Consider the following 24,693-nt stretch of genomic DNA (forward strand, 5'->3'; position numbering starts at 1 on the left):
CGCCGCATCATCCTGCGGCGGCCTCGGCCTTTCGCTTACGCAGCCTTGGGAGACCAACTCGCGAATGGATCTGGCAGGTCGCGCCAGCGGTCTGGCTGGAAGCTCTTGTCCTTCAGCAGGCAGGCGTCCAGTTCCGCCCGGATCCAGGCTTCGTCCATCGGGTCGGCACCGATGAACACCAGTTCCTGGCGACGATCCCCCCAGACTGGATCGAGATAGCGGGCAAGGCCATCGCGGAAACCATTGTCCTGCGGCCATTGTTCACGAGGCACAGCATCCCACCAGAGGCCGAGTTTCTGCGTCCTGATGATCGCTCCCGCCTGTGAAAGCTCGCCAACATGGTAGGGTCTTGTCGCCAGCCAGAAGAAGCCTTTCGCCCTGATGACACCCGGCCAGGACTTGCTGATGAAGCGGTGCAGTTTTTCTGGATCAAAGGGGCGGCGTTGACGGTAGACGAATGAGCGGATGCCGTATTCTTCGGTCTCCGGCACATGGTCCTTGAAACCATGCAATTCCTTGAACCAGAGTGGATGGGTTTCCGCCTTGCCGAATTCAAACAGTCCGGTACCCAGAATCTGCTTTGGCTCCACCATACCGAAATCGGTCTCGATGATTTTTGCGACAGGGTTCAGTCCGCTGATGATTTTGCAGGCGGCATCGACCTCGTCCGGCGTCGCGGCAGATACCTTGTTGAGGATGACGACGTCGGCGAACTCGATCTGCTCTACCAGAAGGTCCACCAGGGTGCGATCGTCGCCATCACCTGCGGTTTCTCCCCGGTCTGCGAGAAAATCGGAGGAGCCATAATCTTTCAGCAGATTTGCCGCGTCGACCACTGTCACCATCGTGTCCAGCCGTGCGACGTCTGAAAGACTGTTGCCGTCTTCATCGCGAAATTCAAATGTAGCGGCGACGGGTAGCGGTTCTGCAATGCCGGTCGATTCGATCAGCAGGTAGTCAAAACGCTTTTGCTCGGCCAGTTGACGCACCTCGGTCAGAAGGTCGTCGCGCAGCGTACAACAGATGCAGCCATTGGTCATTTCTACCAGTTGTTCCTCCGTGCGCGATAGATTGGCCTCACCTTCGCGTACGAGACTGGCGTCGATATTCACCTCGCTCATGTCGTTCACAATCAGCGCAACGCGAAGACCATCGCGATTGGCGAGGATGTGATTCAAAAGGGTGGTTTTGCCTGCGCCCAGAAAACCGGAAAGGACGGTAACGGGGAGTCTATTATCCATCGCAGAATTCCTATTTGTTATAACATTACATATTGAGTTCCAAAAAAGGGCGCATCAGTTAGCGCCCTCTCTATCGTTAGGCGTCTTTTCCCAGGCAATCGACAAGGGATTTGGCCATGCTGCGCATGAGGCTGAAGTAGAGCTCTGGCCCTTCCTTCAGTGTTGCGCCTTCAGGGTCCAGAGTGCCACTCTTGGCCTTCGTGCCTGCGGTTACGACATCAATCAACTTTGGCTGAAACTGCGGCTCCGCGAAGACGCAGACGGCATTCAGCGACGCCAGCTTCTTGTGGATCTCGCTCAGCCGTTCCGCGCCCGGTACGGTTTCCGGGCTGACAGTGATCGAGCCCACGACATTGATGTCATAGTGATGCTCGAAATACTGATAGGCGTCGTGGAAGACCAAAAGCGGCTTGGCTTTCACTGGCGCCAGCGCACTGCGGATCTCCTGATCCAAGGCGTCGATTTTTTTCTCAAGTTCCACAGCATTGCGATTGTAGATCGCAACGTGCTCCGGATCGGCCTTGATCAAGCGCGCCTGAATATCCTTCACCATCGCCTTGGCGTTTGAGGGATCCAGCCACAGATGCATGTCGAAACCTTCATGATCGTGATCGTCATGCCCGGCCTCTGTAGCGTGATCGTGCTTGTCATGGTCGTGCTTGGCATGATCATGGCCGGCATGGTCATCGTGACCCTCGTCCGAGTGATCGTGGCTCTCGAATGTACCGCCCTCGCGCAGCTTCAGTTTTGCGACGCCTGGAGCTTCCGACAGCGCGACGACCGTTGCCTTCTTGCCCAGAGCATCCAGCGGCTTCTCCAGGAAGGTTTCGAGGTTTTCTCCGACCCAGAAAATCACATCAGCCTTTTCAAGCGAACGGGCGTTCGAAGGCTTCATCGTAAAGGTATGCGGCGAGGCAGCACCTTCCACAATCAGCTTCGGCACGGCAACGCCTTCCATTACCGCCGCGACGAGAGAATGGATTGGCTTGACGGAAACCACGACCTCCGGTGCTGCCAAAGCACTACTTGCGGCGAAAACCGAAGCGGTTGCAAAGAGGGCGGCGAGGGAAGTCTTCATGTCTGGCTCCTTGAATGTGTCACGTAATGTTATTACATGAATTGTGTTACCCTATAACGTGTGCAATAGCAGAGGGCAACACCAGAACAGGATTTTTCATGCTGGCTGAGCCGGACACCTCCGATCGAATTCTCGTGACCATGTCGAATGCGGGCATCCGCCGACAAGGGCGGTGGCTCGTGCGCGGCATCGATCTCACGCTTCGTAAAGGCGAGATCGTTACATTGATCGGCCCGAACGGAGCGGGCAAATCCACAACCGCAAAGCTTGCCATTGGCGTTCTGAAGGCGGACGAGGGGCAGGTGCAGCGGTCTGCGGGCCTCAAGGTGGGCTACGTTCCCCAAAAGCTAGCCATAGATCGGACTATGCCTTTAACCGTCGAACGGCTGATGAGGCTTACGGGGCCACTGAGCAAGGACAGGCTGGATGCGGCGCTGGATGCGGTTTCGATCCCGCATCTTGTGAAGGCGGAAGTACAGCACCTGTCCGGCGGTGAATTTCAACGTGCGCTTCTTGCCCGTGCGATTGCCCGAGATCCTGACTTGCTGGTGTTGGATGAGCCCGTTCAGGGCGTGGATTTTGCCGGGGAGACGGCGCTTTACCAGTTGATTGGCGAGATCAGGGACAAGACCGGTTGTGGCATCCTCATGATCTCGCACGATCTGCATGTGGTGATGGCAGCCACCGATACGGTTGTATGCCTGAATGGCCATGTCTGTTGCCGTGGAACGCCTGCTGCCGTCAGCCAGAGCGAGGACTATCGTCGATTGTTCGGCGCGTCCCGCCCCGGCATTGCCTTCTACAATCACCAACATGACCATACACACCTGCCCGATGGGCGCGTCCAGCATCGGGATGGTACCATCACCGACCACTGCCACCCCGAGGATGGACATCATCACGACGGCCATGATCATCATCACGGTCATGAACATAGTCACCACCACAAGCACGTCCATGTGCCCGGCCTGGTGGGGGATCGCCATGCTTGACGATTTCTTCATTCGCGCTCTACTGGCCGGAGTGGGTCTCGCGCTGACAACTGGACCTTTGGGCTGTCTCGTTGTCTGGCGGCGTATGGCCTACTTCGGCGATACGATGGCACATTCGGCGCTGCTGGGCGTGGCGCTCTCCCTGTTGCTGGAAGCCAATCTATTGATCAGCGTATTCGCTGTTGCTGTAGCCGTCTCTCTTCTGCTGCTTTTGTTGCAGAGGGTGCATGCACTTTCAGCGGATTCGCTGCTTGGCATCCTGTCTCACTCGACGCTCGCCATTGGCCTTGTGATGGTGGCGTTCATGACCTGGGTCCGGATTGATCTGATCGGTTATCTATTCGGTGATATCCTCGCGGTGACCTGGATGGATATCGCGTTGATCTGGGGCGGTGGTACTCTGGTGCTGGTCAGCCTGGTGTTTCTCTGGCGGCCTCTGGTCGCTTCTACAGTCAGCCATGAACTGGCTGAGGCTGAGGGGCTGCACCCGGAGCGGGCCCGGATTTGCTTCATGCTGCTGATGGCGCTGGTCATTGCAATCGCAATGAAGATCGTCGGCATCATGTTGATCACCGCGCTGCTCATCATTCCCGCCGCAACGGCGCGCCAGTTCGCCGGCAGCCCCGAACGCATGGCGGTTCTCGCCTCCATCTTTGGTGCGGTATCGGTCGTGCTCGGCCTGTTCGGTTCGCTTTATCAGGATACGCCTTCGGGGCCATCTATCGTTGTTGCGGCCCTGCTTCTTTTCATCATCAGCCTGCTGCCGCGACCCGGTCGTCGGGAAGCGCAGACTGATCTCATTTCAGGAGGACGCCGATGAGTACGGTCAATCTCACCAAGAACCAGACTTTGGTGCTCGATGTGCTGACCCGATCCGAGGGGCCTCTGAGCGCCTATACCATTCTCGACAAGCTGCGAGATCATGGGTTTCGGGCGCCGTTGCAGGTCTACAGGGCGCTGGAAAAGCTGCTGGAATTTGGCCTGGTGCATCGGCTGGAAAGCTTGAATTCCTTCGTGGCCTGCGCGCATCGCGAACATACATGCTGCTCGCATGGTACAGTGGCTTTCGCGATCTGCGAGAGCTGCGGTCATGTCAGTGAGTTTCATGATCATGTAATCGATGATCAACTGAACCAGTGGACGCGCGGCAAGGGGTTCAAACCTTCGAAAACCACCATCGAGATACGCGGGCTCTGCGCTGCCTGCAACAATTGATCAGGCAGCGAGCGCCGTGGTGATGGTACGGTTGCGTCCGCGCTCCTTGGCCTCGTAGAGCGCTGTATCAGCTGCTTGCATGATGGACGTCGCTGAGGGTCCCGTCATGATGGCCAAGCCGATGCTGACTGTCACGGGCGGCAGATCTTGAGGCCACTGCGCCTGCATTGCCGCGTGAATTCGGGATGCAACGCGATCGGCACCGTCCGGACTGGTATCCCGCAGAATGATCGCAAATTCCTCGCCGCCGATGCGGGCGATGATATCCTGTTCCCGGCGGGTTTGCTCCGAAATTCGTGTGGCCACTTCTTTCAGGCACGCATCGCCAGCCGGATGGCCGTGCGTGTCGTTGTACCGTTTGAAGTGGTCCACATCGATTAGAAGCAATCCGAGGACGCCGTACTGTTCGCGCGCATTCCGGCAGGCGAGTTCGAACTCGAGGTCGAAGCGGCGGCGATTTGAAACACCCGTGAGAGCGTCCGTATAGGAAATTTCGCTCAGTTCCTGGTTTGCCTGTTCCATGTCCTGCGTACGGATCTGTTCGCGCAGAATGAGCAGATACAGGTGCCGCATGGTTGCATCATGTCGGAAGTTGGCAAGCAGGGTAATGATCGTGGCCGCGATCAGGAACGTTATGGCGAGGATTGTCTGGTCGTCGAACTTGACCATTCTTTGCCATGTCATCAGGACGGTGGTCAGACACACGCCGACCGACAGGGTCGTCGCCACCCGCGGCCTGAGGTGAAATACGATATTGATGACGATGAGATAGAGCCCGATGCTGAACGCAAGGTGAGCAGCCGTCGAACCGCGCATTTCGACCAGAACGTTCAGCATGACCGCGCCCCAGACGAGGCTCGCTGCGATCGACCAGTCCCGGAAGACATGGTTCAGAAACCGGTTGCTGACCCAGATCACGAAAAGAATTGGCAGGGTCGTGCAAAAGAAACGGATCCCGAAGAACTGCCAGATCAGACCGGACGCGAATTTATAGTCAAGAATCAGGCCGCAGTTGAAGAGCGCAAGACAGATGGCTGCGGCAGGCAGCGACTTTCGGGATCTCATCTCGGCGGAATAGGCACCGTAGGAATGGGATAGCGCCTTGGGGAAACGCATTTTGCGCGGGGCCTGGGCTAACGCCTCATCCACCAACGATCTGAGTGGACGTTTGTCGTCCAATTGAAAGCGTGTATCGATCATCGATTCCCACCTGTCCGCGTCAAGCGGCGGTCCTATGCTTGAGGCGAAGCTAAGCGGGAAAAGTAAATTTTGTTCTTATGATTTTAATCAGACGTCTATTGCTAAATCTCCTTTAGTTCAGATGCAAAGCGCTTCCAGTTCTCTGTATAGTTGAGTGCCGAAGCTTTGAGCTTCGCCGCTGATGCCTCATCCAGTGTACGGATAGCCTTGGCTGGCGAGCCGACGATCAGCGAATTATCGGGAAACTCCTTGCCCTCCGTCACAAGCGCATTGGCACCGACAAGGCAGTTGTTGCCGATCTTTGCACCGTTGAGGATTGTGGCGCCCATCCCGATCAGCGAATTGTTGCCGATAATGCAGCCGTGAATGATGGCGGAATGGCCGATCGTGCAGTCTTCACCGATTGTTGTCGGCGAACCCCAGTCTGTGTGGATCACGGTATTTTCCTGAATGTTGGTGCGAGCACCGATCGTGATCCATTCATTGTCGCCGCGCAGGACCGCACCGAACCAGATGCCGACATCTTCTGCGAGATCGACCTTGCCCATCACATGCGCGCCGGGCGCGATCCAGTAGCGATCGGATGCAGGTAGCTTCGGTTCGAATTCGCCCAGCGCATATATCGGCATGACAGATGTCCTCCCAGACTTTGATCAGATGACGGTCACAGAAAACTCTGCGACACCTTCCGCGGCACAGGCGATGTGGTCGCCTCTGACGATCGGGCCAACACCTGCAGGGGTTCCTGTCATGATGATATCGCCTGCCGCCAGCGTAAAGAGCTTCGATAGTTCAACGATGATTTCCGGCAGCTTCCAGATCATCTGCGCCATGTCGCCGGTTTGCTTGCGCTCTCCATTCACATCGAGCCAGATGGCGCCTGTATGCGGGTGACCAGTCGTTTCGACGGGAACGAGTGCGGAAACCGGAGCCGATGCTTCAAACGCCTTTGCCGCTTCCCAGGGGCGACCCGCCTTCTTGATGGCGGCCTGCAAATCGCGACGGGTGAAGTCGATTCCCACGCCGTAACCCCAGACACAGTCCAGCGCGTCCGACAGCGCGATGTTGTCGCCGCCGGCTTTCAGCGCCATGACGAGTTCCACTTCGAAGTGAACATCCTCCGAGAGGGGAGGATAGGGAAAACGTCCGTCCGTTACGAGGTTTTGCGGGTTCTTCTGGAAGAAGAACGGTGGCTCACGGGAAGGATCGTGGCCCATTTCTATGGCATGGTCGGCATAGTTGCGGCCAACGCAATATACGCGGCGGACTGGGAAGGTGGCTGAGGAGCCCTTGACCGGTAGCAGTGTCAGCGGCGGTGCCGGAATGACGGTTGTGGTCGCGTCGGTCATGGTGTCTCTCCTCAATGCCTTTTACAGTGCTGTTTTGCTTAGGACATTTTTCAGAGATCTGAAATTGATTCTGCATGCGAGGATGCAGAATCCTGCATCGGCGAACTTCAGGATGCGGTCGCGAACGCATTTGCGCTTTCGCGACCGATCAGTCGGGAGGAGAGGGTTCGTCGTCAGGTCGTCCAGTCCAGAACGATCTTGCCGCTATTGCCGCCCTGCATGATATCGAAGCCGGTCTTGAACTCGCTGGCGGACATCCGGTGCGTGATGACCTTGCGGACATCCAGCCCACTTTCCAGCATGGCAAGCATCTTGTGCCAGGTTTCGAACATTTCGCGGCCGTAGATGCCCTTGATGGTCAGCATCTTGAAGACGACATTGGTCCAGTCGACGGGCGCAGGGCGTGCCGGAATGCCCAGCATGGCAATCTTGCCGCCCATGACCAGATGATCGACCATCTGCGCGAAAGCGGGCGGAGCGCCGCTCATTTCCAGCCCGATGTCGAAGCCCTCCTTCATGCCTAGGCGGGCCTTTACGTCGTGCAGATCTTCCTTGCTGACATCGACCGGGACAACATCCGCGACCTCACCCGCGAGCGCAAGGCGTGTGGGGTTGATGTCGGTGATGACCACGTGCCGAGCGCCAACATGGCGGGCAATGGCCGCCGCCATGATGCCGATCGGCCCGGCGCCGGTGATCAGCACATCTTCGCCGACGAGATCGAAGGAGAGGGCGGTGTGGACTGCATTGCCGAGCGGATCGAGAATCGCGCCCAGTTCATCATCGACGCTATCGGGCAGCGGCACGACGTTGAAGGCGGGCAGTGCCAGATATTCGGCAAAAGCCCCGGGGATGTTGACGCCGATGCCCTTGGTTTCCGGGTCGAGGTGATAACGACCACCGCGCGCGGCGCGGCTTTTCATGCCGATGACATGGCCTTCGCCCGATACGCGCTGCCCGATCTGCAGATTGCGGACATTCGAGCCGACCTGAACGATTTCGCCTGCATATTCATGGCCGACCACCATGGGTACCGGAACTGTTCTCTGCGCCCATTCGTCCCAGGCATAGATGTGGATGTCGGTGCCGCAGATGCCGGTCTTGCGGATCTTGACCAGTACATCGTCCGGTCCGATTTCGGGCACTGGCCGCTCTTCCAGCCAGAGACCCGGCTGAGCGTGCGCTTTGACAAGAGCTTTCACGAGTAATCTCCCAGAAACAAATCAGATGATGCCGAGCGACTTGCCGGCATCGGTAAAGGCGGCGATGGCGAAATCGATGTCTTGTGTCGTCAGCGCGGCAGACATCTGCGTGCGAATGCGGGCTTTGCCCTTTGGCACGACCGGGAAGAAGAAACCCGCGACGAACACCCCACGCTCATCCAGTGCGCGCGCCATGTCCTGCGCCAGCCGTGCTTCGTGCAGCATGACGGGAATGATGGGGGTTTCGCCCTGCAACAGTTCAAACCCGGCTGCCTGCATGCCTTCGCGAAAACGCTTCGTATGGGCTGCCAGCGTTATCCGCCGATCATCGGCCTGTTCTGCAATCTCGATCGCCTTGATGGAACCTGCGGCAACGGCAGGTGCAAGGCTGTTGGAGAAGAGATAGGGGCGGGCGCGCTGGCGCAAGAGATCGATGATCGGCTGCGATGCGGCCACATAGCCGCCCATGGCGCCGCCGAGGCTCTTGCCCAGCGTGCCGGTCAGAATATCCACCTTCTGACCAACGCCGGTGAGGGTGGGCGTTCCTCGTCCTGCTTCACCCAGATGGCCGGTGGCATGGCAATCATCCACCATCACGAGTGCGTTGTAGCGTTCTGCCAGTTCGCAGATGGCGGGCAGGTTGGCGATATAGCCATCCATGGAAAACACGCCGTCGGTGACAATCAGCTTGAAGCGTGAGCCTGCCAGATCCGCCTCTTTCAAGCGATCTTCCAGTTCGTTCATGTCGCCATTGGTAAAGCGAAAGCGCTTGGCCTTGCACAGACGCACGCCATCGATGATCGAGGCGTGGTTGAGGCTATCGGAGATGATCGCGTCCTCGGCTTCGAGCAGCGGCTCGAAGACACCGCCATTGGCATCGAAACAGGCGGCAAAGAGAATTGCGTCATCCTTGCCCAGATAGCGGGCGATGGTGTGCTCGAGTTCACGGTGGAGCGTCTGCGTGCCGCAGATGAACCGGACGGACGCCATGCCAAAGCCGAATGCATCCAGCCCATGCTTTGCTGCAGCAATGATTTCAGGGTGGTCGGCCAGCCCGAGATAATTGTTGGCGCAGAGATTGACCACGCGACGGTCACCACCAGCGGCCGAAATCGTGATCGAGCCGCTCTGTGGACTGGTGATGTTGCGTTCGCGCTTGTAGAGGCCATCCGCCTCAATCTGCGTCAGAACCTGCCTGATGTGATCTTCCAGTTTGAGCGACATGGATCCTCCATTCCGTTATGTCGGAAAAATTCACTATATTGGATCGTTTGTCAAGAGTGATCCACTTAAATTGACGCTTTTGATAGTGAACGAATTCCGATATAAAGGAATTCTGGTTCAAGATATGCGAGGATGCCCTTGTCGAAACGAACGCCCAAGATTGGTCCTGCCGTACAGAAGGAGCGCAAGCGAAAGGGGCTGACGCTGGAACAGCTTGCGCTGCGCTCGGGCGTTTCCAAATCCATGCTCAGCCAGATAGAGCGGGGCGAGGCAAATCCCACCTTCGCCGTCGTCTGGAGCCTGACGCAGGCGCTGGAGATCGATGTTGCCGAATTGATCGGCGGGACGTCCTCCCAGAGACAGACAGTGCAGATCGAGATTACCACCGGAACCCTGACGCCGCGTATTCAAAGCGCTGACGGGCTTTGTCAGCTCAAGATACTCGGTCCGCCGAGACTGGCGGGCCAGACCGAATGGTATGAGGTGGAAATCCAGCCGGGCGGCAGGCTGGAAAGTGATCCGCATACGCTTGGCACCTTCGAGCATTTCACGTCTCTGGATGGCGAATTCCAGGTGCAGAGCGGCGCGGTGAGTGTCGTCCTCAAGGAGGGTGAAACCGCGCATTATCCCGCTGACGTGGCGCATGCCATTGCCAATGCAGGCACCGAAACCGTGCGCGGACTGCTGGTGGTTCTGTATAAATAGGCGGGTCATGCTGCGGGTTCTTTCCTCCGGCATCCTGTGGTAGAGGGTAGCGCGCCCAAGAGAGCTGGAACGAAATTTCTCCCATGTTGAAAGACAAGTATCTGAACCGCCATAGGCTGTTCGCAGTCGCCCCGATGATCGACTGGACCGATCGACATTGCCGCTATCTGCACCGGCAATTGTCGAGCCATGCGGTGTTGTTTACCGAGATGGTGGTGGCGGATGCGATCATCCACGGTCCGCGCGAGAGGCTGCTGTCGCACCATGCTGCAGAACATCCGGTGACGCTGCAGCTGGGAGGTTCCGACCCGGCCAAGCTGGCGAAGGCGGTGGAGATCGCGGCGGACTTCGCTTACGACGAGATCAATCTCAATGTCGGCTGTCCGTCCGACCGGGTGCAGAGTGGCACCTTTGGCGCCTGCCTTATGAAGACGCCGGACCTTGTGGCCGAATGCGTGGCGGCGATGAAGACGGTGACGAACCTGCCGGTGACGGTGAAATGCCGCATCGGGGTGGACGATCAGGAGCCGGAAACGGTGCTGCCGGATTTCCTCGCCAAGGTTATTGCGGCGGGCAGCGATGCCGTCTGGATCCACGCCCGCAAGGCCTGGCTGCAAGGGCTGAGCCCGAAGGAGAACCGGGAAATTCCGCCGCTGGATTACGCTCTGGTTTATGCCATGAAACGCGAACATCCCAATGTTTTCATCGGGATAAACGGCGGAATTCAGGATTTGAATCAGGCGGGCGAGCACCTGAAACATGTCGATGGCGTGATGCTTGGCCGCGCTGCCTATCAGAATGCCGGGTTGCTGACGGGTGTCGATGCGGCAGTCTACGGAGAGCCGGAGCGGGAGTTCGACTGGCTGGCGCTTCGCGATACGATGATGGCCTATGCGGACGAGGTGATCGCCTCCGGCGGGCGTCTGCACCATGTCACCCGGCATATGGTGGGCCTGTTCCAGGGCTTTGCCGGTGCGCGACGGTTCCGCCAGATCCTGTCTTCCGAGGCGACAAAGCCGGGTGCTGACCCGGAGCTTATCGCCACCGCTTTTGCAGCGGTTGATCTCTCCGCCGGTCCCAAGGGATCAACGGCCGATGGAGAGCGACTGGCCGGTTGATCGGCTCAGACATCCTCGTGCAATTGTCCGGCAATGCGGCGCTGAACCTGATCGGCGCTGCCGCGTACATAGAGCGAAAGCGGCTTGCCGCCCTGACCCGCCATGGCAAGGGCGATGATCGAGACATCGGCTTCATAAACGGTCACGTAGAGCACCTGCGCCGGATTGATGAAAACGGGCTGGTTGTGCGTGTTGATGAAGCCGATCATTCTCAGTCCTTCTGCGTATCTGCTGTCTTAGGAAGATGTATCGCAAAAACCGGTTGATGGCCGTTTAACAATCAGCAATTCGTGATCAACGCCCGAGCGAAATGAACCAGCGTCGAAGCTGCTTCCACTGCCGACGAGGAATGAGGGCACGAATAGTGCTCTCCGCCACCGCCATTTGAACGGGATCAATCCTGGCCGGATATTCCGGTTGTTTCTGCTTCAGGAGGAAGGCGTTGTGCAGTGCCAAAACGCCTTCGCCAAATGCAAGAGATGGTTCGCCCATGCTGCGCGGCATGCTGGACCAGCAAACCGGTAGGAGGGCATTTTCCGGACCGCAACACGCCAGCCTGCGGCGGCATTCACGGTTGCGGCAATTCAGAAGCGGCATGGCAAGTGCCTCGCTGATCTTGCGTATGGTGTGCTCTTTCTGATCCGTGTCGGAATTATTGACTGTAGCGTCCATCGTCGCTCCCTGTTTTGAAGACGCGCATGCTCGTTCACGCGGCAGAACCTGCCCGTGGTGTGAGGGTCAGTTCGGGCCGTATCTTGTCGGGATACGGGGTATTCGGTCGGGGCACTGAAAGCTGCCTCGATATGGTAGTAGAAGGTGACACCTATCAGCGCCCCGTTCAGCGGTTTATGCCCGCGACTTCGGTCTCTCTGCCTGAAATGGCTGCCGGAAAGGTTTGTTGAAACCTATCGGCTCCCGGTGGTCCGGCGGACTTGACCCGACAGACTTTCCCGACACCATTCCCCATGTGTGCCACACAGGCACGCCTGACGCGCCAGTTCGGAGATGAAATGGAGGGTTAGATCCGAAGCCCTGCCATTTCCCCCGTGTCGCCAGAGGGAGACCATTTTCCGCGAACCCGGAGGTGAAGGTTTTGCGTCTACCCCTTCACACCCGCGCCGGTCCCGCATCGCCAGCACGCCTGCTGGTGTAACCGTTGCGGAACGGTATGAGTGAAACATGAGTGGAATAGGGTGGCGGAGTGAGGGGTGAAAAAATATTGGAGACGGCGACGATTTTTTCGAACGTCGGTGGGTCGGATCGGACTTGAGTGCTCGACGCACAGTCTTTATCCGGGGCTTAACCCCCCTCTGTCCTGCCGGACATCTCCCCCTTGAAGCGGGGGAGATCGGCAGAACGGCTGATGCTCGTACACCATCTCCCGTCGATGGGGTTTGCTAAGCACGATAGGGCAAGATCTGGAGCAAAGGGCTAACCACGAATCGATCTCCCCCGCTTCAAGGGGGAGATGTCCGGCAGGACAGAGGGGGGTATGCGGTGTCCGCACCATATCGGCATCGCCCGAACTTGCTTCGAAAGGTCAAGCGCCTGCTTGCATGCGCATGCACGGAATAAATCCCCCACATCTTGTAATTGCAGCTGCAACATCGGCGGCATAGGCTGGCTGCGGAACCGGAAGTAACGGGCCGGTTCCGGGGCATAGAAACCCCTCACGTAACGGCTGGCATCCGCGATATGAGATGCCCTCTCAGTCACTGGTTGGTGGCTGAGTGCTTGAGCTTGCCCTATAAAGCTCTCCACCCTCCATGGCTGGGGAGGCCCTGACGTATGTCCAAGGTGCTTGCACCCAAAGGTCAGGGCGGTCGTTTACGTGCGATTTTCTAACTCCCCGGCCGCCAGAGGCCACGGCTCCATCAGCCCCCAATCGGAAACGATTGCGGGACCGGTGCGGCCGGTTTGGTGTTTCCCGCTGCCTCATCTTCGATGCGGCATCGCTGGGCGCTCCTGTGCAAACTGGTCTTTGGCGCGCCTTCCCCCGTTTGAAACGATGCGTGTGATGCGATGCGGCGTGCGGGTGTGTTCCTGCTCACCTTGCTGCCCGCGCTCTGCGCATCAAGGGCGTAGACCGGGAGGCGCCTGAGCCATGGACAACTACAATCTCGCTGCCGACCTGCTCGCCACCTTCCGCGCCTCGCCGGATATCATCAAGGCGCTATGGCTGCTCGTGCCCCCGGTCTTCGTGCTGGGGCTTCTGCATCTGCTGCTGCGATGGCGCGAGGGACGCGCAAGGCGCTGGCGTGTGGCCGGTCGTGGCTTCGACGGCGCGAGAAGGATTTGGCCTGCTAACCTGCCGCGCGGTGGGGTGATCGAGGACGGGCGGGTGCAGCCGGTGGATGTGGTGGCGCTGGGGGTGAGGGAAGAGTGAGGAGTGGGGGTACGACAGCGCTGCCCCAGCATCGCCAGCACGCCTGCTCGTATTAGCAATGCGGAACGGGAAATTGAAAAACAGGTTTTGGGGTGGTGTATAGAAAAACGCTAAGTCGTTGATTTGGTGAAGGTTGGGTGGAAGTTCGCTGGTGTGGAAAATTGCTCGGAATCGCCAGTTTGAATGAAAAACCACCCATTTTTCTTGGTTCCGATTTAAAATTGATCTTTAAATATATGATGCTGAGTTTACGCGTAATTAGGAAATGCTTAGGGAAATAGTTGATATTTCGACCTTAGGTAAACTTTCAAGGGAATTTCTAATGGCCAAAGATGGTGCCACCGATCGTCTAATAGCTTCTTTTGGTGTAGGTTGTTTTCATTTTCAGTGTAAGGTTGACCTAGGTGCGAAAGGGTTCCCTAATTATGTAAGTCTTGTTCAAGACTACATCAGTAGAGATAATTTGATCAAAGATGTTAAATTTACGGAATTTCAGGATGAGATAAGTTTGCAGTTCCTGGATGGGAATTCCGCGGGAGATATAGGGGATCTTTATTATCTTTATCCATCACTAGGTGATAGTGTTCTGAGCTTTAATATTATGATCCCTCATCGGCTCCAGGTTGAATTGCTGTCTGGTTGGAGGGGGCCGCTTCGGAGTGAAAACTTTAAGGTAACACTCTTTCATTATGAAGGGATGCCCATTGCAATCGTAAAACCAGAGCTCCTCGAGGAGAGTCCTTCCATAGCAGTTAGCATGATATGGAAACATATCAGACGCAATTGGACCTCGGCTGAAATTCAGTTTAGTATGTTGGGTCCATCTCCGTTCCATGGAGATTTTTTTGTTCATTCTGACGATGAACCTGTAGAGAAATTGATTTACAGTGAGCAGTACGGATATGATCGAATAGACATTTATGTGCCTACTTCAGTAAACAAGGAAATGATCGAAGATTTCATTATTTATAGAATAAGAAAAGATATTTCTTTGTATTATTATTTGATAAATAGAAGGAATATTATGTTTGACTCATTTAGAGGTATTGTTAATAAAATTGATACTAAATTAGAAAATGAAGACAAGAATCCCAGAGTATCAGGATTTTTTTCGCGAGTAAAATTTGACGCTTATAGATCTTTGATACATATTGACCAATTAGATTCATCAATTCAAAGTCTTGATCAACATCGTCGAGACGTATCTAAGAGTATTGAGCAGCTCTTTGGTGAATCTTTTTTGGCCGTAAAAAACGAAGGTGTCATACAGGAATTGAAGGACATTCCCCTTCGGTCATACAAAAATATTATATCTACGATAAAGGAGAGAAGCGCGGCCAAAACTAATAACGTAACCATCGTAGTTGCGGCCATTTTAGGCGTTTTGGTAGGATTCTTTATTCAAAATTCTTATATCGATTTTCTGAAACCGATGCTGGTGACCTCGTCGGCCAGTAAAGAACCTGCTAAAGAAACATATATACCTAAACAGTAAGCAATCATTTTCTGAAAGATTACCGCTACGTTGTCATTTGCTCAATCGCGCGCTTCACCGCCCCGGTCTGCCGGTCTTGCCCTTGGTGCGGCTTTTGCGCTTTTGTTCGCCCGGATCTTCGTAGGAGCCGACGCCGACTTTGCCGCGTACGAGGGGGCGGGGGTCGTCTGAATTCAGACGTTCCGGCTGGCCTTCGAGAAGTGGAGCGTGGCGGGGCTTACCCCCCTCTGTCCTGCCGGACATCTCCCCCTCAAGGGGGGAGATCGACTCGTGGCTTCTGTCATGCCTCGGCTTCTCCGGCAGTTTGCCGGGCACGGGCTTTTCGGTTCGGCCAACCGTCATTTCGTCCAGAGTGTTTTTGCGGAACAGCGGTTTGGCCGTATCGGTGCCGGGCCCCATGTCGTCGAGGGAGGGCTTGGCGAAGTAGCTGCTGCTTGCTTCCGGTGCCAAGGATTGGCGCGTGGCTTCTGCGCTGCGTCTGACGCCTTCCTGCGCCTTGGCCTCGTCCTTGGCGATCGGATCGTCCATGGAGGCCAGTTCGACGGCCTTGAGACGCTTGATTTCGTCGCGCAGGCGGGCGGCCTTTTCGAAGTCGAGGTCTGCGGCGGCATCGCGCATGCTCTTTTCCAGCGCATTGAGGTGAGCCTGCAGATTGTTGCCCACCAGATGCCCGCCGTCGGCAAAGCCCTTGCCTGCGGTACCGGAGATATCGGCACGCACGTGATCGCGCTCGTAGACGCTATCGAGGATATCCGAAATACGCGCCTTGACCGATTCCGGCGTGATGCCGTGCTCGGTGTTATAGGCCATCTGTTTTTCGCGGCGGCGGCTGGTTTCTTCCATCGCGCGCTTCATGGAGCCGGTGACATTATCCGCATAGAGGATGACCTTGCCATCCACGTTACGGGCCGCGCGGCCAATGGTCTGGATGAGCGAGGTTTCCGAACGCAGGAAGCCTTCCTTATCCGCATCGAGAATGGCGACGAAGCCGCATTCTGGTATGTCCAGACCCTCGCGCAGCAGGTTGATGCCCACCAGCACATCGAAGGCGCCGAGGCGCAGATCGCGGATGATTTCGATGCGTTCCAGCGTATCGATATCCGAGTGCATGTAGCGCACGCGCACGCCCTGTTCGTGCAGATATTCGGTGAGGTCTTCCGCCATGCGCTTGGTGAGAACCGTGACCAGCGTGCGGTAACCCTTGAGAGAGGTTTCCTTGATCTCGCCCAGAACATCGTCCACCTGGGAGCGGGCGCTGCGCACCTCGACCGGCGGATCAATGAGGCCTGTCGGACGGATGACCTGTTCGGCAAACACGCCGCCCGCCGCTTCCATTTCCCAATTTCCCGGCGTGGCGGACACGGCCACCGTTTGCGGGCGCATGGCATCCCATTCCTCGAAGCGCAGCGGGCGGTTATCCATGCAGGAGGGCAGGCGGAAGCCATATTCCGCCAGCGTCGCCTTGCGGCGGAAGTCGCCGCGATACATGCCGCCGATCTGCGGGATGGTGACGTGGCTTTCGTCGATGAAGATCAGGGCGTTATCCGGAATATATTCGAACAGCGTCGGTGGCGGCTCGCCGGGTCTGCGGCCCGTGAGATAGCGCGAATAGTTTTCGATGCCGTTGCAGGAGCCCGTGGCTTCCATCATCTCGACATCGTAGCGGGTGCGCTGCTCCAGTCGCTGCGCTTCCAGCAGGCGTCCCGCCTTTTCCAGCTCCGCCAGACGATGCTTCAGCTCTTCCTTGATAGCCTTGATCGCTCCGTTCAGCGTGGGGCGCGGGGTGACATAGTGCGAATTGGCGTAGATCTTCACCGACTTCAGGTCGCCAGTCTTGTGGCCCGTCAGCGGATCGAATTCGGTGATCGAGTCGATCTCGTCTCCGAAAAGCGAGATGCGCCAGGCGGCATCTTCCAGGTGGGCCGGGAAGATTTCGATTGTATCGCCGCGCACGCGGAAGGAACCGCGCACGAAATTGATGTCCTGCCGCTTATATTGCTGGGCCACGAGATCCGCCAGCAATTGCCGCTGGTCGATACGGTCGCCGACTTCCATCTGGAAGGTCATGGCGGTGTAGGTTTCCACCGAACCAATACCGTAAATGCAGGAGACCGAGGCGATGATGATGCAGTCGTCACGCTCCAGAATGGCGCGCGTGGCGGCGTGGCGCATGCGGTCAATCTGCTCGTTGATCGAGCTTTCCTTCTCGATGAAGGTATCGGAGCGCGGCACATAGGCTTCCGGCTGGTAGTAGTCGTAGTAGGAGACGAAATACTCCACCGCGTTATCCGGAAAGAAGTTCTTGAATTCCGAATAGAGCTGCGCTGCCAGCGTCTTGTTCGGCGCGAGAATGACGGCAGGGCGCTGCGTGGCCTCGATGACCTTCGCCATCGTGAAGGTTTTGCCCGAGCCGGTAACGCCGAGCAGAACCTGGCTTCGCTCGCCGCTGTTCAGGCCATCCACCAGATCGGCAATCGCCGTGGGCTGGTCGCCCGCCGGCTGATATTCCGACGCCATGCGGATGGGAATGCCACCTTCAGACTTGGCCGGACGGGCCGGACGGTGCGGCGTCCACAGCTTGCCATCCTTGAACAGCGGATTGCCGCTTTCAATGAGCTTCGACAGCGCATCGACCGTGGCGGTCACAGCCCCGGGTGCTAGGCTTTGCGCCTCCTCCAGCGACATATCCATGCCCGCGACCGGATTGAGACCGGCGGCGGCGCGCGTTTTCGGATCGGACGACGCGCCGATGGACACGCCTCGGGAGGTTTTCTGTGAAGTTGTTTTTTTGTTTGTGCTCACGGCCGCTTGGCCACTGCGCTTCGCTCTGGCTGCCTCTTCCTTCGCTCGGGCGGCTTCTTCTTCCTTCGCCTCGCGGATGGCCTGCTCACGCGCGGCAATCTCGATCTTCTTGCGGTGCTTGCCCGCCTTGGACGCGATTTCGCGCTGCGTTTCGACGGAAGAGGCCTCCGCTTCCGCTTCCAGCTGTTTCACCCAGTCCGACACGGAGCCCGACAAAGAGCCCGACAGGGGGGCGCCTTCGAAAGCGGCCTGCGGCGCTTCCTCGAAACCGTTGCTGGAATTCTGGGGCGGGGATTTTTTCGGAGCTTTCGACATGCTCGCGAATATGGCGAGAGTCCTGCCAAATTGGAAGGGCGGCAGCGAAACAAATTAGGAACAGCTCACAGCCGTAGCGACGCAAGCGGGCGCGTTGATCTTTGATCGGGCCGCTCTATATGAGGTCAGCGTTACTTGATGCTATACGCAAATACTGAATTGCCAAATCTTCCCCGTTCCGGAGTTCACATTTCCCATGCTTTCCCTTGAGAAGCGCATCGAGCTGAAGAACAGCACGCCGCGCACGATGCTTTCATTGCATCACACCGAAAACTGCCGTCTGCTTCCCAACCGTACGGAGCTTCTTCACCGGCTTCCCCATGGCGGTATTGTCGCGGAGATCGGCGTCGCCTTTGGCGATTATTCGCGCGAGATCATGGATCACAACCGTCCGGCTCAGCTGCACCTGATCGATCCCTGGGATCTGACGCGCTACAACGAAGGCTATGAGCGCGTCAGCAGCATGTTTGCCAGCGAGATCAGGCAACAGCAGGTGCTGCTGCACCTTGGCGGCTCGACCGAGATGCTGCCGGAATTTGCCGATCATTTCTTCGACTGGGTCTATATCGATACCGACCATTCCTATGCGAATACCTGGAACGAGCTTGTTCTCTGCGACCAGAAGGTCAAGCGTGACGGGCGGATCTGCGGCCATGATTTCTGTACAGGCAATGTCATCAAGCCGGTGGTCTATGGCGTTGTGCAGGCGGTCAACAAGTTCTGCGTCGAGTATGGCTGGCAGTTCGAATATCTGACCGTCGAGCCGGACGCCCACTTTTCCTACTGTCTGAAACGGTTGTAGAGCGGAGTTACTTTCAGGCGACGGCTGCCTTGGGAAGGCTGCGTGCACGTGGATGGCGCAGCCATTCCTCCAGCGCGCGGGCATTCATCGGACGCGAGAAGAGGTATCCCTGGCCGATCTGGCAGCCGAGCGAGCGAAGGGTTCTCGATTCCTCTTCCGTTTCCACGCCCTCGGCGAGAATGGTCATGGACAGCGCTTCGCCAAGCCGGATCAGGGCCGAAATGATGGCCTGGTTGCGCGGTGAGGCGGCAATGCCGGTTGTGATGCCGCGATCGATCTTGAGGCGATCAACCTTCAGGTCGATGAGGCGTGTCAACGAGGAGTGTCCGGCACCGAAATCATCGACGGCCAGCGCAAAGCCTGATCTCTCCAGCTGTTTCAACTGCTCTCCGGCGATGACGGTATCGAGCAGTGCTTCCTCCGTGATCTCGATCTCGAGCAGGCTAGGCTTGATGCCGTGCTGCTTCACCTTGGCATCCAGCATCTCGGATACGGAATAGAGGGCGAATTCGCGCGGCGAAACGTTGATTGCAACGGTTGCTTCGGGCAGGCCAAGTTCTGGCAGACGCTTGAGCATCGCGCAGGCCGCATCGGCAATGGCGCCGGTCAGCCGGTCGGATGCCTGGATCGAATAGGCGGCCTGTACGATTTCCGGCGGCGCAATGAAGCCGAGGGTCGGGTGGTGCCAGCGCACGAGCGCCTCAAACCCGAGAATGATGTCCCGCTGCAGACACACCTGCGGCTGGAACCATGCCTCGATCTTGTGCTGCTCGATTGCCTCCAGAATATCGGCTTCGATCTGCCGCTGCCGCTCCGCTGCAATGCGCAGCTTCGGATCGAACTTGCGCCAGCGTCCGCGTCCCTGCTCCTTGGAGCGATAGAGCGCCATATCGGCAGATACGAATAATTCATCCGCCTGCGTCGCGTGATCGGGATAGACCGCCAACCCCACCGAAGTTCCGACGGAACAGTTCTGACCGCTGAGGAGGAATGGTTTGCGGACTTGACGCAGAATGATGTCTGCGGAGCGGGTTGCTTCCAGAACTGCATCGTTACCGGTGACGATTATGGCGAATTCGTCGCCGCCCAGCCGCGCGATGAACGTGTTGCCCGGCGGTAGCGAATTGCGCAGGCGCTGGGCGAACTCCGTCAGCAAGCTATCCCCGGCCTTGTGGCCCATCGTATCGTTCACGTGCTTGAAGCGGTCGAGATCGACGACGAGCAAGCCGATCTTGCCTTCGGTATCGCGGGCTTCCTGGATCGCGTTTGCCAGCGTCGAGTTGAAGGCACTGCGATTGGCAAGTCCCGTCAACGGATCGCAGCTGGCGAGCAGTTCCAGTCGCGCGTTGGCCTGCAGCATTTCCGAATGGGCTGCCGTCAGAGATGTCGCAAGCGCTGTTGCTTCCAGCTTTCGGGTAATGCTTTCGAGAAACGATCTCTCGCTGTTCTGACAGCTTCTGTGCAGGATGATGGTGAGGACGACGACGTTCAGGGCGACGATGATCCCCGAAATGCCGCCAGTGGAGACCACCGACACGATGACAGCGAGGTGGATCGGCGTGGAGAAGGCAACGGACACCCAGCGATAGCCCACCCCGAGCAGCACAGAGCCGATCGAGATGCCAAGCATCATCAGATACAGGCCCGCATCCAGGCTGAAGGCGTTGAAATTGGGAAGAATAAACGGGAGGGAGCCCCAGGCGAGGCCCGACGAGCAGGAGCCCAGCGTAATGAGCGACAGGCTCGCTTCCGGATTTTTCCTGTTCAGATCGAAATGCTTGATGTAGCGCGAGATCCCGAACCGGAAGAGCAGGGACAGATAGATCAGCCCGAGCCAGTAGATACCTTCCTGCCCTGTATCCTGCCGAAAGAAGATGAGCGCATAGGCCGAAGCAGAAATGCCCGCATTCGTCAGCACGGTCGACACACTGCGCGCCCAGACAGTTTGTGCCTGTAGCTGACGCACATCGGCATTCAGGCTGTCACACGGCTTTTGTTCGATTGCTGACTTCCGCGGCATCGCCTACACCCGAATATTCACATCACCGTGTTTTCTAATAGATGCTCAATAAGATATTCTTAAAAGCGGGCGGCAAACCCTTGTAAGACTGAGGCTGTGGCCCATTTTGGATGTCTGATTTCAGGACAAGTTCGAATGAAAGCTAATCGATTATTACCGGACCGATATCCTGGTGCTCGAAGTGTCCGAAAATGGTCGTATTGCCCAACTCCAAACACCGTTACATGTTCGACTATGTAAGATGATTCAGAATCATATTTTTACAAGGATTATGGATGGCCGCCTCCTTTTCGACCATCGCCGCGAGACGGTTCTGCTATGGACTGAAACCGCGAGAGACGCCTCCATCTGACATCAATGCGCTGATGCTCCAGCTCCAGAAGGGGTCGAAGTCGGTGCCGCGTTTTCCACGCGAGGGCGCCCTCGGGCGTCGGGAAACGCTGGGTCGGCTTGTCTCCGTTCGAACGGTCGAGGCGCGCGCCGCGCAGGATGGCAGACCCAATCCCGGTCTCCGGCAGGAGACGCAGCGGGAGGCGGAGCGCTTGCTGCGCCGGGATGCCCTGTCGCGTGTCGCGCAGGCGGTTTACTCCGAAAACGGGTTCTTCGAACGGCTGGCCAGTTTCTGGGTCAATCATTTCGCCATCAATGCGACGAAGACCTACGAGATGCGACTTCTTGCGCCGCTGTTCGAGGCAGAGGCAATACGGCCTAATCTCGCTGGCAACTTTGGAGACCTGCTGAAGGCGGCGGTGCTGCATCCGGCCATGCTCATCTATCTTGACCAGGCATCCTCCGTCGGGCCGCAGTCTCCGGTCGCCGAGAGAAGCGGGGGGACACTGAACCAGAGCCTGGCGCAGGAACTACTGGAAGTGCACTCTCTGGGAGATCAGGCGGAGTTTACCGCTGCCGATGTCAACGGCGCTGCGTTGATCCTGACCGGCCTGTCCCTCGATCTCCGCAGCCTTGAAGTCAGCAATCGTCCAGGCCGGGCGGAGCCCGGTGCCCATGTCCTGCTCGGCAAATCCTATAGCGACCGTGCACGCAACGGGTCTGATCACCTGGAGATGCTGGCGGATCTCGCCAATCACCCGGCAACTGCCCGCCACATCTGCAACAAGCTCGTTCGCCACTTCATCAGCGAAGAGGTCAATCCGGACATGCTGAGCGGGATGATCGGGCGCTGGCAGGCGACTGGCGGCAATCTGACGGAGGTCTATCGCGCAATGCTCGAGCATCCGGCAGCCTTCGCGCCGGAGGCCAGCAAAGTCATGGCGCCTTTCGAATTCGTGGTCTCGGCCCTGCGCGCGTTTGACGTGAAGGGTGGTGAGTTCGACGCACTCGTCAATGCTGATGATGATCGCGACGGTGACGATGTGCCGCCACCGGATGGCAAGGTGCCGCCACGGCGAAAACCGGGCGTGGCGCGATTGCTGACGCTCCAGTCTCTGCGTCGCATGGGGCAGCCTGTCTGGGAGCCGCCAAGCCCGGCCGGTTTTCCGGACGATGCGGCGAGCTGGCTGATGCCGGGTCATCTGGCCGAACGTGTCGCCTGGGCGCGGATGGCGGTGCGACTTCTGGCATCCGATGTGGCGCCGCTGGCGCTTCTCGACACGGTGCTTGCCGATCTCGCCAGTGCTCAAACGCGGGAACTTGTTTCAGCAGCGCCCAGCAAAGTGCATGGGCTGACCATGGTGCTGGCGTCACCGCAGTTCAATCGGAGATGACGATGGCGGCCAATCGCGAATTCCGGCTCAAACGCCGCGGCTTTCTGGCATCACTCGGTGCTGCTGCGGCTTCATCCCTATTGCCGAATGTCAGCCTAGCCGCGACATCGGGCGACCGTCGCCTTGTCGTGATACTGCTGCGCGGCGGCATGGATGGGGTCGACCTCGTCCAGCCCTATGGCGATGCCAATCTCGGCGTCCTGCGTCCAGACCTTGCCCTCACGCCAGCGAGCGGATTGATCGACCTCGACGGCTTTTTTGGTCTTCACCCTGCGGCTTCTGGTCTGATGTCGTTGTGGAGAGCGGGTCATCTGTCCTTCGCGCATGCCATTGCCAGTCCATATCGAGGTCGCTCCAGCCATTTCGAGGCACAAGACGTGATCGAAACGGGAAATCCCATCGGAAGCGGATCACGGACCGGCTGGTTGAACCGAGCACTTGCGTTGATACCTCGCACGGCTTCGCGCGCAGCGGTCGACATAACCACCAGCGTCGAACTGATCATGACGGGCGGTAACAAGACCGACGTCTGGGCGACACAAAGCGATTTCCCCTTGGCTCAGGACGAAATCAACAGTCTGCAGGCACTGTTTCAAACTGACCCAGTTTTTGGCAAGGCGGGTGCTGGCATGTCCGATCTTGATCCGCTGCCGCCAATCGTGAATCCGCAGGCGCGCATGACAGGCATTGCAGACCTGGCGAAACTTGCCGGCTCGCTACTGGCGGAGGATTATCGTGTCGCCAGCTTCTCTCTTGCCGGCTGGGATACGCATCAGGAACAGAAGCGGAGTTTCGCAGAAGCAGTGCGCCTTCTGACCGAGGCAATTCTGCACCTTCAGGCCGGTATGGGTGAGGCTGCCTGGCAACAAACCGCAGTGGTGGCCATAACCGAGTTCGGTCGCACGCTTCGTTTGAATTCAATGGGCGGCACGGATCACGGTACAGCAAGCGCGGCCCTCCTTGCCGGAGGGGCGATTGCCGGAGGGCGCGTTCTTGCCGATTGGCCGGGACTGGCCGAAGGACAATTGTTCGAGGGGCGGGATCTGGCCCCCACGCGTGACATTCGCGAACTGCTGGCGGCACTCCTTTTCCAGCAGTTCGAGATCACGGCTGCCAACCTGAATGCGAAAGTATTCCCTGGCCTCGGCTTCGACCCCAGCAGTCTTTTCGTAAAGACGAATTGATAATGTCGCCTGTCAGGCAGGCACAGCAACCGGCTGTCCGGCTTCGTCGATGGCAACCATGATGAAGGTTGCTTCCGTTACCTTTTCCGTGATGCCGTGCCGTGATCGGATAGCCCAGGCTTCCACATGCAGCGTGATCGACGTTCGTCCGATCCGTTCAATCGAGGTGTAGATGCTGAGTGTGTCGCCGATCTTGACCGGTCGCTGAAAGGCCATCTCCTTCACTGCAGCGGTTACGACCCTGCCACGGGCGCGCTCACCGGCCCGGATGCCGGCCGCCAAGTCCATCTGTGCCATGACCCAGCCACCGAAAATATCGCCCGCCGGGTTGGCGTCTCCGGGCATGGCAAGGGTCCGCAAGGTCAGTTCGCCATCCGGCTTCACATTTTCGTTTGTGTCGCTCACTCGGTCGTCCCCTTCATGCTGAATGTGCAAGTAGCGTGCAATAAAATACAGAATTCTGCTTGAGTGCCGCACTCACAATCTCTCAGAACGTGTTGCGCTGCAATATACCAGTGGGGAAAATGTCAGAGTATTGAAGCGTTTAACCGTAGCGATTTGATGAATGACAAGAGTCTTGCTCGGAATTTACCGAACCGTAATAAGCTGCTTCTAATTTGAGTAAAATTTTTTTTAGATGG

The 24,693-nt window shown here is 57.6% G+C and carries 22 protein-coding genes; 10 read left to right on the forward strand and 12 right to left on the reverse strand.

The window, feature by feature from the left end:
* Nucleotides 1-35 precede the first annotated feature (35 nt).
* Nucleotides 36-1,241, reverse strand: coding sequence for a zinc metallochaperone GTPase ZigA (zigA, locus tag G6N80_RS17190; protein WP_165135555.1), 1,206 nt, complete (start codon nt 1,239-1,241; stop codon nt 36-38).
* Between the two features lie 76 nt (nt 1,242-1,317).
* Complete coding sequence (gene znuA / locus G6N80_RS17195; RefSeq protein WP_165135558.1) at nt 1,318-2,319, reverse strand: zinc ABC transporter substrate-binding protein ZnuA; 1,002 nt, start codon at nt 2,317-2,319, stop codon at nt 1,318-1,320.
* A 98-nt stretch (nt 2,320-2,417) separates the two neighbouring features.
* On the opposite strand from znuA, the gene G6N80_RS17200 reads away from it, so the two are divergent.
* The 3 genes from G6N80_RS17200 to G6N80_RS17210 are packed head-to-tail and all read left to right on the forward strand — an operon-like array spanning nt 2,418 to nt 4,526.
* Complete coding sequence (locus G6N80_RS17200) at nt 2,418-3,311, forward strand: ATP-binding cassette domain-containing protein (RefSeq protein ID WP_246251429.1); 894 nt, start codon at nt 2,418-2,420, stop codon at nt 3,309-3,311.
* On the forward strand, nt 3,304-4,131 hold the full coding sequence (locus G6N80_RS17205; RefSeq protein ID WP_165135564.1) for a metal ABC transporter permease: 828 nt from the start codon (nt 3,304-3,306) through the stop codon (nt 4,129-4,131). Before G6N80_RS17200 ends, G6N80_RS17205 begins: the two co-directional genes overlap by 8 nt.
* Nucleotides 4,128-4,526, forward strand: coding sequence for a Fur family transcriptional regulator (locus G6N80_RS17210; RefSeq protein WP_062554229.1), 399 nt, complete (start codon nt 4,128-4,130; stop codon nt 4,524-4,526). Before G6N80_RS17205 ends, G6N80_RS17210 begins: the two co-directional genes overlap by 4 nt.
* Here the strand turns inward: G6N80_RS17210 and G6N80_RS17215 are convergent, their stop codons facing one another.
* From G6N80_RS17215 to G6N80_RS17235, 5 genes are all read right to left on the reverse strand, one after another.
* Complete coding sequence (locus G6N80_RS17215; RefSeq protein WP_082547152.1) at nt 4,527-5,726, reverse strand: GGDEF domain-containing protein; 1,200 nt, start codon at nt 5,724-5,726, stop codon at nt 4,527-4,529.
* Nucleotides 5,727-5,827: 101 nt separating this feature from the next.
* On the reverse strand, nt 5,828-6,355 hold the full coding sequence (locus G6N80_RS17220; RefSeq protein ID WP_062554231.1) for a gamma carbonic anhydrase family protein: 528 nt from the start codon (nt 6,353-6,355) through the stop codon (nt 5,828-5,830).
* Between the two features lie 24 nt (nt 6,356-6,379).
* Nucleotides 6,380-7,075, reverse strand: a complete 696-nt coding sequence (locus G6N80_RS17225) for a fumarylacetoacetate hydrolase family protein (RefSeq protein ID WP_062554232.1) — start codon at nt 7,073-7,075, stop codon at nt 6,380-6,382.
* A 173-nt stretch (nt 7,076-7,248) separates the two neighbouring features.
* Entirely contained in the window at nt 7,249-8,277 is a 1,029-nt protein-coding gene (tdh, locus tag G6N80_RS17230; RefSeq protein ID WP_062554233.1) for an L-threonine 3-dehydrogenase, read from the reverse strand.
* A 21-nt stretch (nt 8,278-8,298) separates the two neighbouring features.
* Nucleotides 8,299-9,501: a glycine C-acetyltransferase gene (locus G6N80_RS17235; protein WP_165135567.1), complete on the reverse strand. Its 1,203-nt coding sequence runs from the start codon at nt 9,499-9,501 to the stop codon at nt 8,299-8,301.
* Nucleotides 9,502-9,633: 132 nt separating this feature from the next.
* On the opposite strand from G6N80_RS17235, the gene G6N80_RS17240 reads away from it, so the two are divergent.
* Entirely contained in the window at nt 9,634-10,206 is a 573-nt protein-coding gene (locus G6N80_RS17240; RefSeq protein ID WP_062554235.1) for a helix-turn-helix domain-containing protein, read from the forward strand.
* A gap of 83 nt (nt 10,207-10,289) precedes the next feature.
* A complete protein-coding gene (gene dusA / locus G6N80_RS17245) occupies nt 10,290-11,324 on the forward strand; it encodes a tRNA dihydrouridine(20/20a) synthase DusA (RefSeq protein WP_165135570.1) in 1,035 nt (344 codons plus the stop codon).
* Nucleotides 11,325-11,329: 5 nt separating this feature from the next.
* Here the strand turns inward: dusA and G6N80_RS17250 are convergent, their stop codons facing one another.
* On the reverse strand, nt 11,330-11,533 hold the full coding sequence (locus G6N80_RS17250; RefSeq protein ID WP_062554237.1) for a hypothetical protein: 204 nt from the start codon (nt 11,531-11,533) through the stop codon (nt 11,330-11,332).
* Between the two features lie 85 nt (nt 11,534-11,618).
* Nucleotides 11,619-11,996 carry a hypothetical protein gene (locus tag G6N80_RS17255; RefSeq protein WP_165135573.1) on the reverse strand — a complete coding sequence of 126 codons (378 nt, stop codon included), beginning with the start codon at nt 11,994-11,996 and terminating at the stop codon, nt 11,619-11,621.
* A 1,432-nt stretch (nt 11,997-13,428) separates the two neighbouring features.
* Between G6N80_RS17255 and G6N80_RS17260 the strand changes: the two genes are divergently transcribed.
* On the forward strand, nt 13,429-13,710 hold the full coding sequence (locus G6N80_RS17260) for a hypothetical protein (RefSeq protein ID WP_165135576.1): 282 nt from the start codon (nt 13,429-13,431) through the stop codon (nt 13,708-13,710).
* Between the two features lie 322 nt (nt 13,711-14,032).
* Nucleotides 14,033-15,205 carry a hypothetical protein gene (locus tag G6N80_RS17265; protein ID WP_165135579.1) on the forward strand — a complete coding sequence of 391 codons (1,173 nt, stop codon included), beginning with the start codon at nt 14,033-14,035 and terminating at the stop codon, nt 15,203-15,205.
* Nucleotides 15,206-15,259: 54 nt separating this feature from the next.
* On the opposite strand, the gene uvrB is transcribed toward G6N80_RS17265, so the two are convergent.
* On the reverse strand, nt 15,260-18,322 hold the full coding sequence (gene uvrB, locus G6N80_RS17270) for an excinuclease ABC subunit UvrB (protein ID WP_165135582.1): 3,063 nt from the start codon (nt 18,320-18,322) through the stop codon (nt 15,260-15,262).
* 196 nt (nt 18,323-18,518) lie between these two features.
* Here uvrB and G6N80_RS17275 point away from each other — a divergent pair, with 196 nt between their 5' ends.
* Nucleotides 18,519-19,124, forward strand: a complete 606-nt coding sequence (locus G6N80_RS17275; RefSeq protein ID WP_062554242.1) for a class I SAM-dependent methyltransferase — start codon at nt 18,519-18,521, stop codon at nt 19,122-19,124.
* A 13-nt stretch (nt 19,125-19,137) separates the two neighbouring features.
* Here the strand turns inward: G6N80_RS17275 and G6N80_RS17280 are convergent, their stop codons facing one another.
* Nucleotides 19,138-21,144, reverse strand: coding sequence for a putative bifunctional diguanylate cyclase/phosphodiesterase (locus G6N80_RS17280; protein WP_062554243.1), 2,007 nt, complete (start codon nt 21,142-21,144; stop codon nt 19,138-19,140).
* A 275-nt stretch (nt 21,145-21,419) separates the two neighbouring features.
* Here G6N80_RS17280 and G6N80_RS17285 point away from each other — a divergent pair, with 275 nt between their 5' ends.
* Together G6N80_RS17285 and G6N80_RS17290 are read left to right on the forward strand one after the other, a co-directional pair.
* The gene (locus G6N80_RS17285) at nt 21,420-22,868 is read left to right on the forward strand and encodes a DUF1800 domain-containing protein (protein WP_165135584.1); all 1,449 of its coding nucleotides are present in this window, start codon (nt 21,420-21,422) and stop codon (nt 22,866-22,868) included.
* Nucleotides 22,865-24,052, forward strand: a complete 1,188-nt coding sequence (locus G6N80_RS17290) for a DUF1501 domain-containing protein (protein ID WP_165135587.1) — start codon at nt 22,865-22,867, stop codon at nt 24,050-24,052. Before G6N80_RS17285 ends, G6N80_RS17290 begins: the two co-directional genes overlap by 4 nt.
* A 12-nt stretch (nt 24,053-24,064) precedes the next feature.
* On the opposite strand, the gene G6N80_RS17295 is transcribed toward G6N80_RS17290, so the two are convergent.
* Nucleotides 24,065-24,397 carry an acyl-CoA thioesterase gene (locus G6N80_RS17295; RefSeq protein ID WP_165137155.1) on the reverse strand — a complete coding sequence of 111 codons (333 nt, stop codon included), beginning with the start codon at nt 24,395-24,397 and terminating at the stop codon, nt 24,065-24,067.
* Nucleotides 24,398-24,693: the final 296 nt, after the last annotated feature.

The sequence above is a fragment of the Rhizobium rhizoryzae genome (genome assembly GCF_011046895.1).
Lineage (GTDB): Bacteria > Pseudomonadota > Alphaproteobacteria > Rhizobiales > Rhizobiaceae > Neorhizobium > Neorhizobium rhizoryzae.

Coding starts and splice junctions, on each gene's coding strand:
- G6N80_RS17255 (WP_165135573.1), bottom strand. CDS start 11,996: ATGGACGCTACAGTCAATAATTCCGACACGGATCAGAAAGAGCACACC.
- G6N80_RS17210 (WP_062554229.1), top strand. CDS start 4,128: ATGAGTACGGTCAATCTCACCAAGAACCAGACTTTGGTGCTCGATGTG.
- G6N80_RS17205 (WP_165135564.1), top strand. CDS start 3,304: ATGCTTGACGATTTCTTCATTCGCGCTCTACTGGCCGGAGTGGGTCTC.
- G6N80_RS17250 (WP_062554237.1), bottom strand. CDS start 11,533: ATGATCGGCTTCATCAACACGCACAACCAGCCCGTTTTCATCAATCCG.
- G6N80_RS17260 (WP_165135576.1), top strand. CDS start 13,429: ATGGACAACTACAATCTCGCTGCCGACCTGCTCGCCACCTTCCGCGCC.
- G6N80_RS17225 (WP_062554232.1), bottom strand. CDS start 7,075: ATGACCGACGCGACCACAACCGTCATTCCGGCACCGCCGCTGACACTG.
- G6N80_RS17285 (WP_165135584.1), top strand. CDS start 21,420: ATGGCCGCCTCCTTTTCGACCATCGCCGCGAGACGGTTCTGCTATGGA.
- G6N80_RS17235 (WP_165135567.1), bottom strand. CDS start 9,501: ATGTCGCTCAAACTGGAAGATCACATCAGGCAGGTTCTGACGCAGATT.
- G6N80_RS17275 (WP_062554242.1), top strand. CDS start 18,519: ATGCTTTCCCTTGAGAAGCGCATCGAGCTGAAGAACAGCACGCCGCGC.
- G6N80_RS17290 (WP_165135587.1), top strand. CDS start 22,865: ATGACGATGGCGGCCAATCGCGAATTCCGGCTCAAACGCCGCGGCTTT.
- dusA (WP_165135570.1), top strand. CDS start 10,290: ATGTTGAAAGACAAGTATCTGAACCGCCATAGGCTGTTCGCAGTCGCC.
- zigA (WP_165135555.1), bottom strand. CDS start 1,241: ATGGATAATAGACTCCCCGTTACCGTCCTTTCCGGTTTTCTGGGCGCA.
- G6N80_RS17220 (WP_062554231.1), bottom strand. CDS start 6,355: ATGCCGATATATGCGCTGGGCGAATTCGAACCGAAGCTACCTGCATCC.
- G6N80_RS17240 (WP_062554235.1), top strand. CDS start 9,634: ATGCCCTTGTCGAAACGAACGCCCAAGATTGGTCCTGCCGTACAGAAG.
- G6N80_RS17295 (WP_165137155.1), bottom strand. CDS start 24,397: ATGCCCGGAGACGCCAACCCGGCGGGCGATATTTTCGGTGGCTGGGTC.
- uvrB (WP_165135582.1), bottom strand. CDS start 18,322: ATGTCGAAAGCTCCGAAAAAATCCCCGCCCCAGAATTCCAGCAACGGT.
- G6N80_RS17215 (WP_082547152.1), bottom strand. CDS start 5,726: ATGATCGATACACGCTTTCAATTGGACGACAAACGTCCACTCAGATCG.
- G6N80_RS17200 (WP_246251429.1), top strand. CDS start 2,418: ATGCTGGCTGAGCCGGACACCTCCGATCGAATTCTCGTGACCATGTCG.
- znuA (WP_165135558.1), bottom strand. CDS start 2,319: ATGAAGACTTCCCTCGCCGCCCTCTTTGCAACCGCTTCGGTTTTCGCC.
- G6N80_RS17280 (WP_062554243.1), bottom strand. CDS start 21,144: ATGCCGCGGAAGTCAGCAATCGAACAAAAGCCGTGTGACAGCCTGAAT.
- G6N80_RS17265 (WP_165135579.1), top strand. CDS start 14,033: ATGGCCAAAGATGGTGCCACCGATCGTCTAATAGCTTCTTTTGGTGTA.